This window comes from Streptococcus sp. Marseille-Q0941 (genome assembly GCF_943736975.1).
GTDB lineage: Bacteria > Bacillota > Bacilli > Lactobacillales > Streptococcaceae > Streptococcus.
The window spans coordinates 1-19,696 of sequence record NZ_CALSFO010000002.1 but is presented as its reverse complement, the minus strand read 5'-3'; the positions used below and the strand labels follow the sequence as shown (position 1 = coordinate 19,696).

Genomic DNA, 19,696 nt, shown 5'->3' with positions numbered 1-19,696 from the left:
TACTCCTTTTTTCTATCCTCCATTATATCATACTTTTAAAGGATGTGTTTAGTTTTCTTTAGAAAGCACCAATACTTCCACCACCGCCACCGCCTGAGAAACCTCCACCAGAGCTACCACTTCCAGATGATACAGAGAAGGTACTTGCTGTATTTGCGACCGAAGTGTATTGATGAATGTGAGCAGTAGACGTATGAAACTGTTTATCCCATCCAGCAGACACATAAAGATTCATATCTGCATTTTCAAGTTGGATATTGAGAAGCTTCATGATTTTATTCACTTTCTTGGCGTATCCATAGAGAGTCGCATAGACCAAAAGGCGATTCCAAAGTGCAATGCTCTCTAGTTCAGCCTTATCAAGATGAGCTATATCCCGAAGCATGTTTTCAAAACTTGTCCAGAGATAAAAGGCTTCTGCACCCTCTTCATTTAAGACTCCATCACGAGACGGTCCTCGGGTCACAAAATGAACTAAAATACTAGCTAGCAAGCCCATTAAACCGAGTGACAGTAAAGGAAGTGAGAAATAACCATGTGTTCGTAAACTATAGTAGAAGATGAGAAGGCCTAGAATACCTGTTACAGCCGAACAGACTTTCATTTTTTTGACAAGATTATTTTCTTGTTCCGTCAAAGGACGATAATAACTTGGAATTCGTAAAATGTTCACCTTGTCTCGAACACAACCTTGCATACGTTCAAGTCGTCTCTCGAAGGAACGTTTGAGGTGAAAGCCAAATTCTCGAATATGCTTCTCATCAGCTTCCTTAGCCCCATGGAACAAAACTGAAGAAACTTGATACTCAGGGAAAAGATCTGAAAGAGGCAGTTCTTTATTTGTAGAAAGAGTCATCCGCAGGCATTCCTTCTCAAAATTGGACAAACCCTTTTCACTGTTAATTTTGATCCACGGCTCTTCTTCACCTTGAAAAATGGATAAATTCCCGCGATCGACTAAATCTAACAAGGTTGCCTGGATTAGTTGTTCAAAACTGAATTTACCAAACTTCTGCTTGTTTAGAGGGCTAACTTCCTCTAAGGATGTTGAATAGATTGCTTCTGCCAAAACCATTGGAGGTAGGTCCATAGGGGGTTCGTAAAGACGATGATTCTTTGGATATACCTTTTTAAGAGTCGTATGCTGACGAAATTCTCTATAATAGTGGATTGTTACTAGCAACAGAGTCGTAAAGAAGATTGGAAAAATCCATTTTATCATGACGTTAGCCTGGACTTTTTCAGCCTTTATTTCTACCTCAACTCTTTTAAAGTTACTTAGATTATCTTCATTCAGTCCTTGGCTTGGAGCACTTGAGAAAACTTCTCTCGGCCAATAGGCATGCAGCTCAACTTGACGGTTTCTAGGAAGATTTTTCATTTTCACCCAGTAGATATCATTTACTTTTGCAACATTCCCCTCATCGAGGAGTTTACCAGTATGGAAAAAGAGTTTCTCGGCTGGTTTATCCGATGTTACTCGAAATTCTAAATCTTTAATATCCCCTGAACTATCTGTCAGTGGTTGCCAATTCAGCTCAGCAATATCCTGATATAAGAAAAGAAGATTTTTCAATTGCCAAGTAACAGTTACCCGAACAGTATCCCCTGCATTTCCCGGATTAAAAATTGTGACCTTGTAGCCTTCCTCTTCCTCCTTAGTATACGAGAGGACATCTTGAACAATTTGGCCATTTTTGGATACTAAGACAGTTGGTTCATCGTCAATTTCAAATCCGCTGGGCATTTTCCCTGCTTTTCCGAGTCCAATCAATTGACCATTAAAATCATCTTTAAAGTGGTAGGTGATTGTTTCTTTGAAAACTGCTGTATTATCTGCATGAATATTCAAATCACCTTTATAGGATAGAATATCGAAGTCTACTGCAAAAACAAGGCTCGGTATGAATAGTAAAAAAGTAAATACCAGGCCAAGTAACCATCTCTTTTTCATTTTACATTCCCTTTCACGTTTTTTCACTATTATATCATTTTTTAGAACTTAAGGTTTGCTTGTGTTGAAAATCTCACTATTTTTAGATACAATAGAAGGAGTCATTTTTAGACTAGAAATAGGAGAAAATATGAAAAAAATATGCTTAACTATCCTTGCTAGCCTAGCCCTGACCCTAGGACTAGTTAGCCAGGTCCAAGCCGATGAATATTTACGCATCGGGATGGAAGCAGCTTACGCACCTTTTAACTGGACTCAAGACGACGATAGCAACGGTGCTGTCAAGATTGACGGAACCAACCAGTACGCCAATGGTTATGATGTTCAAATTGCAAAAAAAATCGCTAAAGACCTCGGCAAAGAACCACTTATTGTGAAAACAAAATGGGAAGGACTCGTTCCAGCTCTGACTTCTGGCAAAATTGATATGATTATTGCAGGTATGAGCCCAACTGCTGAACGAAAGCAAGAAATTGCCTTCTCAAGCAGTTACTACACTAGTGAACCTGTTCTCTTAGTAAAAAAAGACTCTAGCTATGCTAATGCTACTAGCTTAAATGACTTTGAAGGTGCTAAAATCACTTCTCAACAAGGTGTTTATCTTTATGATTTGATTTCACAAATCACAGGAGCTAAAAAAGAAACAGCTATGGGCGATTTTGCACAAATGCGTCAAGCTCTTGAAGCTGGTGTCATCGACGCCTATGTTTCTGAACGTCCTGAGGCTCTAACTGCCGAGTCAGCCAACGCCAAGTTCAAAATGATTCAACCTGAACCTGGTTTTAAAAATGGAGAAGAAGATACCTCTATCGCTATCGGTCTTCGTAAAGATGATGACCGTATCAGCCAAATCAACGCTAGTATCGAAACCATTTCTAAAGATGAGCAAGTTTCGCTCATGGACCGTATGATAAAGGAGCAACCTGCCGAATCTACAACGACAGAAGAAAACAGTAATAATTTCTTTAGCCAAGTTGCTAAAATTCTAACTGAAAACTGGCAACAACTCTTGCGTGGTGCTGGAATCACACTTTTAATTTCAATTATCGGTACCATCGTTGGTCTCGTTATTGGTCTTGCTATCGGTGTTTTCCGTACTGCGCCTCAATCTGAAAATCAATTTATCTACGTCATTCAAAATATAGTTGGTTGGATTCTCAATATCTATATTGAAATTTTCCGTGGAACTCCTATGATTGTACAATCTATGGTTATATACTATGGAACTGCCCAGGCTTTCGGAATCAACCTAGATCGTACTCTGGCTGCTATCTTTATCGTTTCGATCAATACTGGTGCCTACATGACAGAAATCGTTCGTGGTGGTATCCTGGCAGTTGATAAGGGACAATTTGAAGCAGCAACTGCACTTGGTATGACTCACAATCAAACCATGCGTAAGATCGTTCTACCTCAAGTAGTTCGCAACATCCTACCTGCAACTGGTAATGAGTTTGTTATCAATATCAAGGATACTTCTGTATTGAATGTTATCTCTGTTGTAGAACTTTACTTCTCAGGAAATACGGTAGCGACACAAACCTACCAATACTTCCAAACCTTTACCATCATCGCAGTTATTTACTTTGTCCTCACCTTTACAGTGACACGTATCCTCCGCTATATCGAAAAACGGATGGATATGGATACCTATACTACAGGTGCTAACCAAATGCAAACGGAGGATTTGAAATAATGAATCAACCCATTCTTGAAATCAAACACCTCAAAAAATCCTATGGACAAAACGAGGTCCTAAAAGATATCTCTCTCACTATTCATAAAGGTGAAGTTATTTCTATCATTGGAAGTTCTGGTAGTGGTAAATCAACCTTCCTACGTTCGATCAACTTACTTGAAACACCAACCGAAGGTGAAATCCTTTATCACGGCGAAAACGTCCTTGAAAAAGGCTATAACCTCACTCACTATCGTGAAAAATTAGGAATGGTCTTTCAGTCCTTCAACCTCTTTGAAAATCTCAACGTGCTTGAAAATACAATCGTTGCCCAAACAACTGTACTCAAACGCGATCGCTCAGAAGCAGAGAAAATTGCAAAAGAAAATCTTGAAAAAGTTGGCATGGGAGAACGTTACTGGCAAGCCAAACCAAAACAACTTTCCGGTGGTCAAAAGCAACGTGTTGCTATTGCTCGTGCACTTTCTATGAATCCTGATGCCATTCTCTTTGATGAGCCTACATCAGCCCTTGACCCTGAAATGGTCGGTGAAGTTCTCAAAATCATGCAAGATTTAGCTCAAGAAGGCTTGACCATGATCGTCGTAACCCACGAAATGGAATTTGCTCGCGATGTATCACACCGTGTCATCTTTATGGATAAGGGTGTCATTGCAGAAGAAGGCAAACCAGAAGATCTATTTACTAATCCCAAAGAAGAACGTACAAGAGAATTTTTACAACGCTATCTTCGATAAGAAAAAAGACTGCCATTGCAGTCTTTTTTCTATTCCTACAAATGAAAAGGCAGATTCTTTTCGAACCTGCCTATATCCAAAGACTAATCTTCAAATTTTTCATGATTTTTATTGTAGAAATCAATTAAGCCGAGGGCTGTTTCAAAGGAAATGTTTTTAACTTTTGCACGTCCTTGAGCCAAAGCAATGATAGACATCTCACGCGCATTCGTTTCCTTAGAAATACGATACCCTGTGATTTTCTTATCACGAACCCAGCTAACAACTGCTTCTACTTTTTCAAAGTTAGACTTAGCCATGTAATTCTCCTATATTTTTTCTTTACGCAATCTCATTCTATATGTTTTTATAGTGTTTATCAAACAAAACACATATATTAATAACGTTATTGCGTTAAGATTGTAATTATTTAGCTTTCAAAGCTGATAATATATGGGTTCGAATATCTTCAACTCCATTAGGATTTGCTGGCAAGAATATTGTATTATTTCCTTGTTTATCTGCAAAATTATTCAATGTATCCAAATACTGATTGGTTAATAGGATTGACATAATTTGTTCTTCAGTTAATTCGACATTGGCTCCTTTTAACTCTTTAATAGAATCAGCAAGTCCATCAACAATTGCTTTTCGCTGCTCTGCGATCCCCACACCATGGAGGCGATCTTTTTCTGCCTCAGCTTCTGCCGCTGTAACGATCTTAATCTTATCTGCTTCAGCCAATTCTTGAGCTGCCACTCTCTTACGTTGGGCAGCATTAATCTCGTTCATGGATTGTTTGACTTCTGCATCCGGCTCAACTTTGGTAATGAGCGTCTTAACGATAATATACCCATACGTCGACATTTCTTCTGCTACTTGCTTTTGAACTTCTAATGCAATTTCATCTTTTTTCTCAAACAATTCATCCAAAGTTAACTTAGGAACAGATGAGCGCAATGCATCTTCAATATAAGATTTAATTTGAGCTTCAGGTCTCATCAATTTATAGTAAGCGTCTGTAACGTTTAACTCATTGACACGGTACTGAGTTGCGACATTCATCGTCACAAAAACGTTATCTTGGGTTTTGGTTTCAACCACGATCTCACTCTGTAAAAGGCGTAGCTGCACACGAGCCGCAATTTTGTCAATGCCAAATGGTGCCCGTAGATGAATACCACTATTACTTAACTTTTGATACTTACCAAATCGTTCGATAATTGCAACAGACTGTTGACGAACGACATAAACAGAGCTCACTAACACAGCTCCCACAATAAGCATTAGAATAACTAGAACAAGTAAAACTTGTAAAACCATGGGAATCTCCCCCTTTCTTCACTTACATTATAGCACTCGTATATAGGTTAGGCAAATAATATGATAAAAATTTAATAGGATTTTAAACAAGCATATTATATAGGGTCTCGTTCCCATTCAAATTAATATAAGACGGGTCGAACTTCTCCATACGGTGGATCAACCCAGCATAGTCATGCTTGTTGGCAAGGGCGATTCCGATTAAGACGGGTCCTGTTCCCTTACTAGCACGTTTAATATACTCAAAACGAGTGATATCATCATTCGGCCCCAAGATATCATTTACAAATTCTCGAAGAGCCCCTGGACGTTGTGGGAAATTAACGACAAAGTAATGCTTGATGCCATCATAAATCAAGGCACGTTCTTCCATCTCTGGCATACGGTTGATGTCATTATTTCCACCTGAAATAATACAACAAATAGTCTTACCCTTGATGTAGTCGGACAACACTTCCAAGGCAGCAATGCTGGCAGCTCCTGCAGGCTCTGCTACAATACCTTGTTTAGAGTATAGGTCAATTAAAGTTTCAGAAATCAAACCTTCATCCACTCCGATCAGCGTTTCAACGTTTTTACGAGTCGCTTCATAGGTCAACTGTCCAACCTTCTGCACAGCAATCCCATCCGCAAACTTATCAATTTCTTTGAGTTTGACTGGACCACCAGCCTCAAAAGCTGCCTTCATGGACCGAGCTCCGTTAGCTTCTACTCCTATCACTTCAATTGTTGGGTTTGTTTCTTTAATATATGTAGAAACTCCCGCAATGAGCCCTCCACCACCTACAGGCACCAAGACAGTATCAAAATCAATAGATTCTTTACGGGCTTCTTCAAGAATTTCATAGGCTACAGTCCCTTGTCCTGCCTGGACATGGGCATCATCAAAAGGATCGATAAAGGTTCTATTTTCTGAAACGGTGAATTCTTGGGCCGCCTTAGCCGAAGCGTCAAAAGTATCTCCGACCAATTTGATCGTCACATAGTCACCACCAAAGAAACGAACTTGTCCAATCTTCTGTTGAGGTGTTGTAATGGGCATGAAAATAGTTGCAGGAATTTTCATCTCCTTACAAGTGTAAGCAACACCTTGAGCGTGATTCCCCGCCGATGCACAGACCACACCACGTTCTCGTTCTTCTTTTGTCAATTGTGAAATAGCGTAATAAGCTCCACGAATTTTAAAAGAACGAACTCGTTGAGCATTTTCCTTTTTCAGATATATCTTAGCTCCATACTTTTCTGATAAGTAATGATCATATTCTAGTGGTGTATTCACTACTACACCACTTAAAACTTTGTGAGCTTTCACCACATCTTTTGCACTTAGCATATCTCCTCCTCAAATACTTTACAAGATAAAAAGCGAGTTAGGTACCCCCCAACTCGCCTTCTGTTTTTATTTTCAAGAATTAGTTATAGATTTTGAAAGCATCGTCATCGTTTTTACCAACGAATGGCATTGCTTTACGTAATTCAGCACCAACTTTTTCAATTTCAAGATTAGCTGCTTGTTCACGGTAAGCAGTGAGTTTTGGACGACCAGCCTTGTAGTCATTTACAAAGTCATTTGCAAATTTACCATTTTGGATGTCTGCCAAAACAGCTTTCATGTTTTCTTTCACTTGTTCAGTGATGACACGTGGGCCTGAAACGTAGTCACCGTATTCAGCAGTGTTTGAAATAGATTGACGCATTTTCTTGAATCCACCCTCATAGATCAAGTCAACGATCAATTTCATTTCATGAAGAACTTCAAAGTAAGCCAATTCTGGAGCATATCCAGCTTCAGTCAAGACTTCAAAACCAGCTTCGATAAGGGCAGTCAAACCACCACAAAGAACTGCTTGTTCACCAAACAAATCTTCTTCAGTTTCTTCTTTGTAAGTTGTTTCCAAAAGACCAACGCGTGCTGCACCAACACCTTTACACCAGTCCATAGCAATGTTTTTAGCATTTCCTGTTGCATCTTGGTAGACAGCGTAAAGTGCTGGAACACCAAAGCCTTCTTCGTAAGTACGACGTACCAAGTGTCCTGGCCCTTTAGGAGCACACATGAAGACATCTACATCTGCAGGAACTTTGATGAATTCAAAGTGAATGTTGAAACCATGAGCAAAACCAACCGCATTTCCAGCTTCAAGGTTTGGAGCAATTTCTGCCTCGTACAATTCTTGTTGGATTTCATCTGGAGCCAAGATCATGATAACATCTGCCAATTTAGTTGCTTCTGCTACTGTGTAAGTGTCAAAACCATCTTCTTTTGCTTTGTCAAAAGATTTACCTGAACGAACACCGATGATCACATCGTGACCTGAATCACGCAAGTTTTGAGCGTGAGCATGACCTTGTGAACCATAACCGATAACGGCGATTTTTTTGCCGTCAAGTGCTGCTACTTTAACATCTTTTTCGTATTCCATTTGAACTGCCATAGTTTTTTCTCTCTTTTCTATTTTTATTGCCTATTAGGCTGTTTTAACAAATTTAGGTTATTTTTTACTCAATGAAAATCAAAGAGCAAATTAGGAAACTAGCCGCAGGTTGCTCAAAGCACTGCTTTGAGGTTGTAGATAAGACTGACGAAGTCAGTCACATATATAATCCAAGGCGAAGCTGACATGATTTGAAGAGATTTTCGAAGAGTTTTAGTCTCGGGTAAATCCAGTTGCACCCGTACGAGCAATATTTTTAATACCGTATGGTCGAATCACTCGCAATAAAGCTTCACTCTTTTCTGCGTTCCCAGTCATCTGGATCGTAATCGAGCTTGGAGCCACATCCACCACCGTTGCACGGAAAGGCTGGATAATCGCTAAGATTTCTGCTCGCTTTTCAGCGGGAGCAGATACCTTCACCAAGATAACTTCGCGCTCTAAGTGCGGTTTATCTGTGATATCACGAACACGAATCACATCGACCTGGCGGTTGAGTTGCTTGATGATTTGTTCCACTTCATCCTGAGATGCGACATCAATGATAATCGTAATCCGTGACACATTGGGATTTTCTGTCGCCCCTACCGAAATACTCTCAATGTTAACCTGGCGTCTAGACAAGACACCAGTAAAGCGATTGAGAACTCCGGATCGGTTTTGAAGTTTGGCTGTTAACATTCTACGCATTAAACTTCACCCCCAACATTTCATGGTTACTCTTACCAGCTGGTACCATCGGTAAAACATGCTCTTTCCGAGAAATGTCTATTTCAATAAACATCGGTACATCTTCCATGATAACTTCCAGATCCTTCTCTAATGTTTCAGGATTGTCAAATTTATAATTCTTAATCCCGTAGGCTTGAGCCATCAATTGGAAGTCAGGAAGACTGTCAAAGACTGACTCTGAAGTTCTACCCTCATAGAAAGCTTCTTGCCATTGACGAACCATACCTAGTGAATGGTTATTAAGCATGATGACCTTGATTGGAATCTTGTAGATATTTAAGATTGCCAATTCCTGATTGGTCATTTGGAAACCACCATCACCGACAAAGAGAACAACTTCTTTATCTGGATTGGCAATTTTTGCTCCGATGGCTGCAGGAACTCCGAACCCCATAGTCCCTAGGCCACCTGAAGTTACCAACTGCCGTTCATTTTGGTAGGGATAGTATTGAGCTGTCCACATTTGATGTTGCCCAACGTCTGTTACGACAATGGCATCACCCTTAGTTAATTCACCAATGCGTTCAATAACTGCTTGTGGTTGGACGACACGTTCTTTCTTATCATAAGAACGGACACGATTCTTATCTTTGGTAACTTTTTCAATCCATTTTTCCGTATTGTTACGAACGATTGGTTCAGCTAGTAACTGCTGCAAGGCCTTTTTCGCATCACCAACAACTGGAATATCAACTGCGATAATCTTACCAATCTCTGCAGGATCGATATCTATATGCGCTACTTTAGCATTCTTTGCAAATGTCTTTGGATTTCCAGTCAAACGGTCATCAAAACGGCAACCAATAGAAATCATAAAATCTGCTTCAGTCATAGCAATGTTGGCTGCAAAGGAACCGTGCATTCCACCCATTCCCAAAAATAGTGGATGGCTAGTTGCAATTGTTCCCTGTCCCAAAAGACTTGTCACAACTGGAATTTGATAACGCTCTGCAAATACATTTAACTCCGCAGCAGCCTCAGCGTAACTAATACCACCACCAGCTAGTAAGACTGGTTTCTTAGCCTTAGAGAGTTGTTTCAAGATTTTCTTGATTTGCATCTCATTTGGCTCTAGAGTTGGTTGATAACTTGGTAAATCTATCTCCGATGAATAGACGAAGTCCGTTTCAAGAGCAGAAACATCTTTTGGCAAATCAATCACAACTGGTCCCGGACGACCCGTAGTTGCAATATGTACGGCCTCTGCAATTACACGTGGGATATCCGCTGTCTCTCGAACCTGGTAGTTATACTTGGTAATTGGCATGGTAATTCCAACAATATCTGCTTCTTGGAAAGCATCCTTACCGATTCCGGCTCTTGCGACTTGTCCTGTGAAGACCAAAAGGGGAACACTGTCACTCATGGCATCTGCAATACCTGTAATGGCATTAGTAGCTCCTGGTCCACTTGTGACGACTGCGACACCAAGTTTTCCTGTTGACTTAGCATAACCTTCAGCTTCATGAAGACAACCTTGTTCATGACGACCTAGAATATGACGGATACCTTTAAAATTATAAATAGCATCATATAAAGGTAATACAGCTCCGCCTGGATAACCGAAGATCGTGTCGATTCCTAAATCACGGAGTGTTTCCAAAACAAGTTCTGATCCCGACTTTGGTGAATCTAAAATGATTTTCTCCATCGTTCCCCTTTCTCTTCTCTTAAAATGACTTGTTTCTATAATACCATTTTTTCAAAAATTTTCAAGACAAAAGAAACAATTTTCTGAATTTTCTATCTAGATATTTTTTCACACACTTCTACTTGGTTATCTATAAACTCGATTTCTTTATTTTGAGAAGAATAAAAAGGTTGAAGACAAGTCTGTCTCAACCTTTTTTGTTTTAAATTTTGTACTGATTAAAGTGAGTTAACGTCAACCTTGATACCCACACCTTGAGTAGTTGTGATTGTCAAGCTTGTTACGTAAGTTCCTTTAGCAGTAGCTGGTTTAGCTTTTTGGATTGTTTCGTTGAATGCTTTGAAGTTTTCAACCAACTTGTCAGCCTCAAATGAAACTTTACCGATGATTGCTTGTACGATACCTGCACGGTCTGCACGGTAAGTGATTTTACCACCTTTAGACTCTTCAACTGCTTTCGCAACATCCATTGTTACAGTACCAGTTTTAGGGTTTGGCATCAAGTTACGTGGTCCAAGGACACGTCCAAGACGTCCAACAAGAGCCATCATGTCAGGTGTAGCGATAACTACATCGAAGTCCAACCAACCGTCGTTGATTTTAGCAACAAGGTCGTCTTCACCAACGAAGTCTGCACCAGCAGCTTTAGCTTCTTCAGCTTTTGCACCACGCGCAAATACAAGAACGCGAGCTGTTTTACCAGTACCGTTTGGCAATACCATTGCTCCACGGATTTGTTGGTCAGCTTTTTTCACGTCAATGTTCAAGTTGTATGCAACTTCTACAGTTGCGTCAAATTTTGCAAAGTTAGTTTCTTTTGCAAGAGCTACAGCTTCTTCTACGCTGTATGCTTTTGTGCTGTCGATTTTCTCAAGAGCAGCACGAAGTTGTTTGCTTTTTTTAGCCATTTTCTATTCTCCTTGTAAGTGGTTCAATCGATTTTCATCTCCCACGTCACTTCTCGAAATGATGAAGTCTTGCGGGTTATATAGGGAAGTTATTGATTAGTCAACAACAGTGAATCCCATAGAACGAGCAGTACCTTCGATCATACGCATTGCAGACTCAAGGTTTGCAGCGTTCAAATCTGGCATCTTAGTTTCTGCAATTTCTTGTACTTGCGCACGAGTAACTGAAGCAACTTTTGTTTTGTTAGGTGTACCTGATCCTTTTTCAACACCTGCAGCTTTTTTCAAAAGAACAGCAGCTGGTGGTGTCTTTGTAACGAAAGTAAATGATTTATCTTCGTAAACTGAGATAACAACTGGAATGATCATACCAGCTTGGTCAGCTGTACGAGCGTTGAACTCTTTTGTGAATCCCATGATGTTGATACCAGCTTGACCAAGAGCAGGTCCAACCGGTGGAGCTGGTGTAGCTTTACCAGCAGGGATTTGCAATTTTACAAGTTTTTCGACTTTTTTAGCCATTTTTAAATCCTCCTTTGTGGTTTTGGCGGTAATGTAAGATTTTTACCTCCCACAAGTATGTTTTACACATACCCATCTATTATACACTAATCTGTTCAAAATTCAAGTAGGAAAACTATTTTTTAGAAATTTTTTTCAATTAAATAATAATCTAAGATTTATTTATTTTTAAAAGCGTTTACCATAAGATTCCGTACTTTTTCGTCAAAAAAAGCACTCATTTTGAGTGCCTTTTTAATCTGATGTTAGAACTCTCATAATTATTTCTGCTTGCCTGTAAAGCGCCATTGAAATCGAAGTTTGTCATAAAAAGGAAATTCTATGAAGAGAATTCCAAGACCCAGACAGAGACTGGCAAGAACATCCGACGGATAGTGAACGCCCAGATAGACTCTGGAAATGATTACACTTACTAGGTAGATTCCCAGTAAAATCTGGAGAATAAGTCTTACAGTCCTATCTTTCACTCTCTGTCCCACAATGATAATTAGTGAACCGATTAAGAGGGTTACTGCTAGCGAGTGACCACTAGGGAAAGAAAAGCCCTCTTCTTCGACCAAGTGTAAAATTTCAGGTCGCAGACGTTGATAGAGGTGTTTTAAGGACACAATTAAAATTCCAGCCAAACTAAGATTTCCAGCTACTAAAAGGCTTTCTGACTTCCACTTTTTCAGATAAAAAATAACAGTCAATAGAATTGCCCAAGAAATAACGATTGGTAAGTCAATCAGACGGGTAATCCCACGAAAGATAGTTGTCAATATAGCTGGTAAATCTCCACGGATTGCTGTCTGGATAGACGAATCAAATGGTATCAATTGTTCTGGATAAAACTTAACGACATAACCCAGAATTACAAATAGTAAAAGGGCAAAAGAGCCCTTTGTTAAATATGTTTGTTTATCTTTCATAGTATTTCAAAGTTGGTTTCAAGAGGACAAATAATAACCAGAATGAGATGGCAAAGATAATACCTTCAATCAAATTAAATGGTAAGACCATTGCCAACAAGTAATTACTAAGTCCTAGAATATTCTCTATATCGAAGTTAGCAAATTTTGCGTACAAAGGTACAGCATAAACGTAGTTTAGAACTAACATGGCTAAAGTAAGACCAATAGTCCCTGCTAATGAAGCTAGGACAAAACGCATGGTTGTACGCTCTTTTTTCCAAATCAGACCAAAAGCAAGAACAAAGACTCCTAAGGCTACGATATTCATCGGCAAACCAATATAGGTGCTAACTCCTTGATTGTTCAGAAGAAGTTTTAACAAGGAGCGAAGAAAAAGCACGCCTAAAGCTGCTGGTAAATCCAAGACCACCAAACCCACAAGGACAGGCAAGATACTGAACTCAACCCTCAAAAAGGACGCCGCAGGCAAGAGTGGAAAGTCTAAGTACATCAACACAAAAGAAAGTGCTGATAAAATTGCAATGGTCGAAAGTCGACGTGTATTTGTCATAACAGGTTCCTCCAATTTTCTATAAAATCAGAAGAAGTTGGAAAGTTTCTCTCTATCTACTCTCTTAACTATCTCAAAAAACAACCTAAGCTTACAAAGAAACTGGTTTTATTTCTATTATAATGAAGCAGAATAGACAAAGCTATCCTTTCGTCTTCTCCCATCCAGACTATACTGTCGGTTGTGGAATCTCACCACATCAGCTTGCGCTCGCGGACTTCTTTAACTAAGATATTTTGGATTAATCTAGGCGTCGCAGTCGAAGATAATACTTAAGTATATCAAGACAAGACAACGAAGAGTAAGACAAAATAGCTTGTTAAAGTCACCGCCGGTCGGGAATCTCACCCAGCCCTGAAGACCCCTTTATGATAACAAAAAAAGCTTGCAAGCGCAAGCATTTTATCTCTTATCAGTGTTTATTTCAACTTATCCGTTTCGTAAGTATGAACCAGTTCGAGACCCGCAAAATTTTGTTGACGAAGGGCCTCATAGACTATCATACATACTGTATTGGATACATTGAGACTACGGACATGTTCATCATTCATAGGAATTCTGAGAGCTTTTTCAGGATGTTCCCGCATAAATTCCTCAGGCAAACCTTTATCTTCACGTCCAAAAAGAAAATAATGATTTCCTTCTATCGTGAAGTCAGCATCTGAATAGACCTTTTCTGCAAACTTAGAAATCAAGTAGACTTGACCATCCATTTTTTTCATAAATTCATCTAAACTATCATAAAAATAGATCTCAAGTTTATCCCAATAGTCTAGTCCGGCTCGCTTCATTTTACGATCATCAATTGGGAATCCCATAGGTCTAATAATATGAAGGGGTGCATTCGTCGCTGCACAGGTACGTGCAATATTCCCCGTATTTTGTGGAATTTGTGGTTCAAACAATACAATATGATTTACCATGTCTTGCTTCCTCTCACTGGTGCAAAAAAATAGCCACACTGCCCGGAGTCAAGCTCAGCAAACAGCGTGGTTAAGGCATCGTTAACTTACCTCACAACAGGTTTGAAGTAAATCAGCGAAACTACTGTTTTAGTATATCACTTTCAGCCTGATTGTCAATAGAAATGACTTGATTTTTTCATTTTTTTTACAAGCATATTTACAAAAGTTAAAAATCCAACTTAAAACCACCAATATCATAAAATTTACCTAGATTGGGAATTTTCGGAACAAGTTTTTTCATAAATAGATGATGTTTGAAGCAAAATAGTTCTTCAAATTCCCGAATCCCTTTACTGAAGAAGGAAAGAGTCAGTTGTTGAGTGCATTTTTTTCTAAAAAAAGGTATGATAGAGACATATTGAAAAAGTAGGTTAACTAACTATGAAGATTATTCTTGTCGGAGGGGGAAAAGTAGGTTCTGCCCTCTGTCGTTCACTTGTTGCTGACAATCATGATGTTGTCTTAATTGAACAGAACGAAACTGTTCTCAAATACTTGACCAGCCGTTTTGACATTATGGGTATCTCAGGTAACGGAGCTGACTTCGCTATGTTAGAGGCAGCCAATGTTCAAGATTGTGATATTTTCATTGCCATGACTCAATACGACGAGGTCAACATGGTTTCGGCTGTTCTAGCCAAAAAAATGGGAGCAAAAGAAACCATCGTTCGTGTTCGCAACCCTGAATATTCCAACCCTTACTTTAAAGAAAAAAATATTCTTGGATTTTCACTCATTGTAAACCCTGAACTCCTAGCAGCTCGTGCTATCGCTAATATTATAGACTTCCCCAATGCTCTTTCTGTTGAGCGTTTTGCAGGTGGATTAGTCAGCTTAATGGAATTCAAGGTACGAAATTTCAGTAATATTTGTCAGATGTCTATTGCTGATTTCCGTAAAAAGTTTGGCAATGTAATCGTCTGTGCTGTCGAACGCAACCACAAACTCATGATTCCTAGTGGAGATATGATTTTAGAAGATAAAGACCGTATCTTTGTGACAGGAAGTCGTGTCGATATGATGCTCTTTCACAACTATATCAAATCTCGAGTCGTTAAGAGTTTACTCATCATAGGAGCCGGGAAAATTGCTTACTATCTTTTAGGTATTTTAAAAGACAGTCGTATCGATACCAAGGTTATTGAGGTCAGTCCTGAAAGAGCCGCCTTTTTCAGTGAAAAATTCCCTAAACTTTATATAGTCCAAGGTGATGGAACAACCAAGGACACCCTCTTAGAAGAAAGTGCACAAAACTACGATGCTGTTGCCACTTTGACAGGAGTCGACGAGGAAAATATCATTACCTCTATGTTTTTGGATAACATAGGTGTTCAAAAGAATATTACTAAGGTAAACCGAACAAGCCTATTGGAAATCATTCATGCGACAGATTTCTCGAGTATCATCACCCCTAAAACAATCGCTGTTGATACCATCATGCACTTTATCCATGGTCGTGTAAATGCGCAATATTCTGACCTTCAAGCTATGCACCATCTAGCAAATGGACAGGTAGAAACTCTTCAATTCCTGATCAAGGAAGCCAATAAAATGACTGGCAAGCCTTTATCTCAATTGAAACTCAAAAAGGATGTCTTGATTGCTGCTATTATCCGCAATGGAAAAACGATCTTCCCAACAGGAGAAGATACCCTCCAGGTCGGTGATAAGCTTGTGGTTATCACTTTGCTATCAAACATCACCAAGATTTATGATTTGTTAGAGAGGTAAGTTATGAATAGAAGTATGGTACGCTTTCTTCTTGCAAAACTACTCTTGATTGAAGCTGGGCTACTTTTAGTTCCGGTTGGCATTGCTCTTTACTATCGAGAATCTAGTCAAGTTTTTACAGCTCTTTTCTCTACCATCGGGATTCTTGTTGTCCTAGGTCTACTCGGAATCATCAGTAAACCTAAAAAACAACGTATCTATGCTAAAGAAGGAGTCTTAATTGTTGCCCTATGTTGGATCCTCTGGTCTTTCTTTGGCTCCCTTCCCTTCGTCTTTTCAGGTCAAATCCCCAATTTTATCGATGCCTTCTTCGAAACTAGTTCAGGCTTCACTACTACGGGAGCCACTATCTTAAATGACGTTTCTATATTAAGTCGCTCCCTTCTATTTTGGCGAAGTTTTACCCACCTCATTGGAGGGATGGGGGTGCTGGTTTTTGCCCTAGCTATTATGGACAATGCGAAAAATAGTCACCTTGAGGTTATGAAGGCTGAGGTTCCTGGACCAGTATTTGGTAAGGTAGTATCTAAGCTAAAAAATACAGCACAAATCCTCTACATCCTGTATCTGGCAATGTTCGCCCTCTTTGTAGTGATTTATTATCTTGCCGGTATGCCACTCTACGATAGTTTTGTTATCGCTATGGGAACTGCTGGGACTGGTGGTTTCACTGTTTACAATGATGGAATCGCCCACTATAATAGTTCTCTTATTACCTATCTGACGAGTGTTGGGGTCTTGATGTTTGGTGTCAATTTCAACCTCTACTACTATCTCATGCTTCGTCGAGTAAAGGAATTCTTTTTCGATGAGGAGCTTCGTGCTTATCTCTTGATTGTCATCGTTTCTACCGGCTTAATTACTCTCAATACACTCCACCTTTATAGTGGCGTTTCACAAAGTTTTGAGATGGCCTTCTTCCAAGTCTCTAATATCATTACGACAACTGGTTTTGGTTACGGAAACATAACCAATTGGCCTTTATTTTCTCAGTATATTTTACTGATGCTGATGGCGATTGGTGGTTCTGCTGGATCTACTGCTGGTGGTCTCAAAGTGATGCGTGGAGTTATTCTAGCTAAAATTGCTAAAAATCAATTTTTGTCTACCATATCCCCTCACCGTGTTTTAACTCTCCATGTTAACCAAACGGTAATTGATAAGGACACCCAACACAAGATTCTCAAGTACTTTGTAGTTTACATTATGATTCTACTCAGCTTAATTTTCATTATCAGTTTAGATGCTAATAATTTAATGATTGTTACGAGTGCCGTTTTCAGTTGCTTTAACAATATCGGCCCAATTCTCGGAACAACTGCAAGTTTCTCAATTTTTAGTCCATTTTCAAAACTCCTCCTATCCTTTGCAATGATTGCAGGACGTCTTGAAATTTATCCAATCATACTACTCTTTATGAAGCGAACCTGGTCTAAACGTTAGAAATTGTATTATCAAAAGCACATCCCTCAACAAATGAGAGATGTGCTTTTTCTGTTGGATAAGATTTTTTAAAAGACAGTTGAGATTCAAAAAATAACACTTGGGAAACAGTTGATTTTTCGTGAATCATTTTAGTTATAATTTTAAAAAAACGTAGGGGTATTATATGGAAAAAATGAACAAATCAATCCAACTTCTTTTATTGACTTCCTTGGTATACTTAGGATTCTGTAGTTGCTTATTTTGGCCTGGCATTATTTTAACTCTCAAACAATCCTGCTTTTACTTTTTACTTATCTTACTGTTTTTAGCAGGTATCTGTACATTTATCCACTATCTTTCAGGACATGAACATGTGAAAAGTCAGCTACACAATCGTAGTCGATCCTTCTTTTTATTGTATGCTAGCATGGTGATCATTAATGTTGCTGGAGCAAGTTTTATTTTATTTGAAAGCATAAGCACTGACAGTCTATTAAAAAAAGAAATAGTGGACTTGTTACTCATCTCTTTCTTTTTCCTTTTCGGACTTGATATTGCTACTTTTCTGCCGTTAAACAAATGGAAAAAATTACCAACTCATAAAAAGACAGGCAAGCTAACGACCCTTATCTTTTTTAGTTTATTTTTTCTGCACAATCCTTTAACCATACTTTCTGTCGGCTTTTATATCCTTTTGGGAGCCAGCTTTCTAAACTTTTTATTCCCTAAAACCTTAAGACAAGATTTATCCTTTTATAGTCATCTCATCCGAAATATCTTACTTGCATTATCAACACTTATGTTCTGGTAGTTATTAGAATTCCTGTCAGAAATATGCTATAATGAAATAAATTTTTTAGGAGATATATGAATGAATTTTTTTAAAGATTATCGTAAACGATTGATTTGGCTAGGAATCTTTCTTGTAGCAATGTGCCTATCGCAAGTTCCTATCGTGACTTTAATGTTACTTCAGAAAACTCAACTTGGATCTATCTGGTCATCTCTAATAGTGGGGCTTGTCTCTACCGCTATTGTGACACTCTTTTTATACGGTGCTCACAAAAGTAAGTTATTAAATTTAAAATCGAAACTCTTTACCATTAATGACGCCCCTCGAATCGCTCTTAGTTATATAGCCATTGTCGCTGGAAATATGATTGGTGCGATTTGGTTGCAACTTCTGAAGCAAACAACTACTTCGAATCAAGAGGCTATCAATAGCATCATGTCAGGAAGTTCTCTAATTTCTAGCATTTTCGTGGTTGCAATAGTGGCACCTATTTGTGAGGAAATTATCTGTCGAGGTATTATACCTAAAAAGCTCTTCGAAGGATACGAAAAAATTGGATATGTTTTCGGTTGGTTTCTCTTCACTATAGCGCATATACCAAATAATCTTCCTTCTTTCTTGATCTATGGCTGGATGTCTGCTGTCCTAACTTGGACTGCTTATCGCACCAAACGTCTAGAGATGTCTATCCTACTGCACCTAGTGAATAATGGAGTCAGCATTCTATTGCTTATCCTTCTGACAATTCTTATCAAGGTTGTTGGCCTAGATGTTATTCAATAAATGAAGGTCCCACTACTAATAAAAAGACTAGAAATCTATTTAATTTCTAGTCTTTTTTGTCTATTTAAGAACAAAACATGCATTAAGTGCGAGATATTACGACACTGAGTTTGACAAATCGATTTCATTTGTAAAACTCAGTTAGTGAGGCAGTATGCTAGGCTACTTTTAACCCGTTTCGACGTAAAGTTTTACGAATCGATACTATTCGTAAAACTTTACTAGTGGAGCGCCTAGCCAAGTTCCATAGAAACTTGGCGTTAGTTACTTAGATTGTTACACAATCATCAAAATTCAGTTTCCTACGACACGAAGAGGCGAAAATGTTTATTTTTCGCCGATGAGTTAGTAAGGCAGTTAGCTAGTTCGCTTCCTTTCCGTTACGACGGAAAAGCCCACGAATTAATACCATTCGTGGACTTTTCCTAGTGAAGCGTTTAGGTAAGCTCATTTTTACACTACGACACCGAGTTTGACAAATCGATTTCATTTGTAAAACTCAGTTAGTGAGGCAGTATGCTAGGCTACTTTTAACCCGTTTCGACGTAAAGTTTTACGAATCGATACTATTCGTAAAACTTTACTAGTGGAGCGC

General features: G+C 38.9%; 18 protein-coding genes and 1 riboswitch. Of the genes, 6 read left to right on the top strand and 12 right to left on the bottom strand.

The window, feature by feature from the left end; genetic code table 11:
- Positions 1–58: 58 nt before the first annotated feature.
- Positions 59–1,954, bottom strand: coding sequence for a DUF2207 domain-containing protein (locus NGI26_RS00920; RefSeq protein ID WP_251934826.1), 1,896 nt, complete (start codon positions 1,952–1,954; stop codon positions 59–61).
- Positions 1,955–2,084: 130 nt separating this feature from the next.
- Between NGI26_RS00920 and NGI26_RS00915 the strand changes: the two genes are divergently transcribed.
- Both NGI26_RS00915 and NGI26_RS00910 read left to right on the top strand, forming a co-directional pair.
- Entirely contained in the window at positions 2,085–3,650 is a 1,566-nt protein-coding gene (locus NGI26_RS00915) for an ABC transporter substrate-binding protein/permease (RefSeq protein WP_251934824.1), read from the top strand.
- The gene (locus NGI26_RS00910) at positions 3,650–4,390 is read left to right on the top strand and encodes an amino acid ABC transporter ATP-binding protein (protein ID WP_251934822.1); all 741 of its coding nucleotides are present in this window, start codon (positions 3,650–3,652) and stop codon (positions 4,388–4,390) included. Before NGI26_RS00915 ends, NGI26_RS00910 begins: the two co-directional genes overlap by 1 nt.
- An 83-nt stretch (positions 4,391–4,473) precedes the next feature.
- On the opposite strand, the gene NGI26_RS00905 is transcribed toward NGI26_RS00910, so the two are convergent.
- From NGI26_RS00905 to NGI26_RS00855, 11 genes are all read right to left on the bottom strand, one after another.
- Positions 4,474–4,689, bottom strand: coding sequence for a capsule biosynthesis transcriptional regulator (locus tag NGI26_RS00905; protein ID WP_004251963.1), 216 nt, complete (start codon positions 4,687–4,689; stop codon positions 4,474–4,476).
- A 106-nt stretch (positions 4,690–4,795) separates the two neighbouring features.
- Positions 4,796–5,692: an SPFH domain-containing protein gene (locus NGI26_RS00900; RefSeq protein WP_178895385.1), complete on the bottom strand. Its 897-nt coding sequence runs from the start codon at positions 5,690–5,692 to the stop codon at positions 4,796–4,798.
- 82 nt (positions 5,693–5,774) lie between these two features.
- Positions 5,775–7,025 carry a threonine ammonia-lyase IlvA gene (gene ilvA, locus NGI26_RS00895; protein ID WP_251934820.1) on the bottom strand — a complete coding sequence of 417 codons (1,251 nt, stop codon included), beginning with the start codon at positions 7,023–7,025 and terminating at the stop codon, positions 5,775–5,777.
- Between the two features lie 79 nt (positions 7,026–7,104).
- A complete protein-coding gene (gene ilvC / locus NGI26_RS00890; protein ID WP_251934818.1) occupies positions 7,105–8,127 on the bottom strand; it encodes a ketol-acid reductoisomerase in 1,023 nt (340 codons plus the stop codon).
- 213 nt (positions 8,128–8,340) lie between these two features.
- Positions 8,341–8,817 carry an acetolactate synthase small subunit gene (ilvN, locus tag NGI26_RS00885; protein ID WP_251934816.1) on the bottom strand — a complete coding sequence of 159 codons (477 nt, stop codon included), beginning with the start codon at positions 8,815–8,817 and terminating at the stop codon, positions 8,341–8,343.
- On the bottom strand, positions 8,810–10,510 hold the full coding sequence (locus NGI26_RS00880; protein WP_251934805.1) for an acetolactate synthase large subunit: 1,701 nt from the start codon (positions 10,508–10,510) through the stop codon (positions 8,810–8,812). Before NGI26_RS00880 ends, ilvN begins: the two co-directional genes overlap by 8 nt.
- Positions 10,511–10,728: 218 nt before the next feature.
- A complete protein-coding gene (rplA, locus tag NGI26_RS00875; RefSeq protein ID WP_001085672.1) occupies positions 10,729–11,418 on the bottom strand; it encodes a 50S ribosomal protein L1 in 690 nt (229 codons plus the stop codon).
- 96 nt (positions 11,419–11,514) lie between these two features.
- Positions 11,515–11,940, bottom strand: coding sequence for a 50S ribosomal protein L11 (gene rplK, locus NGI26_RS00870; RefSeq protein ID WP_081570960.1), 426 nt, complete (start codon positions 11,938–11,940; stop codon positions 11,515–11,517).
- Positions 11,941–12,200: 260 nt separating this feature from the next.
- A complete protein-coding gene (locus tag NGI26_RS00865) occupies positions 12,201–12,851 on the bottom strand; it encodes a phosphatase PAP2 family protein (protein WP_251934803.1) in 651 nt (216 codons plus the stop codon).
- The gene (locus tag NGI26_RS00860; protein ID WP_251934801.1) at positions 12,841–13,404 is read right to left on the bottom strand and encodes an ECF transporter S component; all 564 of its coding nucleotides are present in this window, start codon (positions 13,402–13,404) and stop codon (positions 12,841–12,843) included. The genes NGI26_RS00865 and NGI26_RS00860 overlap by 11 nt, the downstream gene beginning before the upstream one ends.
- A 148-nt stretch (positions 13,405–13,552) precedes the next feature.
- A riboswitch (FMN riboswitch) is annotated at positions 13,553–13,770 on the bottom strand.
- Between the two features lie 53 nt (positions 13,771–13,823).
- Complete coding sequence (locus NGI26_RS00855) at positions 13,824–14,327, bottom strand: tRNA (cytidine(34)-2'-O)-methyltransferase (RefSeq protein WP_251934799.1); 504 nt, start codon at positions 14,325–14,327, stop codon at positions 13,824–13,826.
- A gap of 423 nt (positions 14,328–14,750) precedes the next feature.
- On the opposite strand from NGI26_RS00855, the gene trkA reads away from it, so the two are divergent.
- The 4 genes from trkA (at position 14,751) to NGI26_RS00835 (ending at position 19,101) form a co-directional block, all read left to right on the top strand.
- Positions 14,751–16,100 carry a Trk system potassium transporter TrkA gene (trkA, locus tag NGI26_RS00850; RefSeq protein WP_251934796.1) on the top strand — a complete coding sequence of 450 codons (1,350 nt, stop codon included), beginning with the start codon at positions 14,751–14,753 and terminating at the stop codon, positions 16,098–16,100.
- Positions 16,101–16,103: 3 nt separating this feature from the next.
- The gene (locus NGI26_RS00845) at positions 16,104–17,543 is read left to right on the top strand and encodes a TrkH family potassium uptake protein (protein ID WP_251934794.1); all 1,440 of its coding nucleotides are present in this window, start codon (positions 16,104–16,106) and stop codon (positions 17,541–17,543) included.
- 166 nt (positions 17,544–17,709) lie between these two features.
- Entirely contained in the window at positions 17,710–18,336 is a 627-nt protein-coding gene (locus NGI26_RS00840) for a hypothetical protein (RefSeq protein WP_251934792.1), read from the top strand.
- A 60-nt stretch (positions 18,337–18,396) separates the two neighbouring features.
- On the top strand, positions 18,397–19,101 hold the full coding sequence (locus NGI26_RS00835; RefSeq protein ID WP_251934790.1) for a CPBP family intramembrane glutamic endopeptidase: 705 nt from the start codon (positions 18,397–18,399) through the stop codon (positions 19,099–19,101).
- Positions 19,102–19,696 lie beyond the last annotated feature (595 nt).